The organism is Bradyrhizobium sp. Kon69, assembly GCF_055807515.1.
Genome location: NZ_JBVVOS010000548.1, coordinates 1 through 240 on the forward strand (window position 1 = coordinate 1; position 240 = coordinate 240).

The window sequence follows — 240 nt, forward strand, 5'->3', positions numbered from 1 at the left end:
GGCGCAACCCAGCGCTGCGCCATAATGTGCGCCGAAACGGTGTGGTGGCGGTGCCACCGGCGGATCATCACGGACTACCTGCTCGCCGCCGGTGAGCAGGTGTTTCATATCCTCTCAGCGGCAAAGATCGAACGAGCGATCATTACCGAGGCGGCTCGGCCGCAGGATACCCGCCTTTTGGTGTACCCGGCCGACCCGCCGGCGCACCCGGACCTGTTCGCCGACTAACTTCCAAGGAGG

At 65.0% G+C, this 240-nt stretch carries 1 protein-coding gene; it reads left to right on the forward strand.

All coding sequences use genetic code 11. The features are described 5' to 3' along the window. Positions 1-228: DUF488 family protein (locus AC0L3U_RS40110; protein ID WP_473365226.1), on the forward strand; the 228-nt coding region annotated here is incomplete at its 5' end. Positions 229-240: the final 12 nt, after the last annotated feature.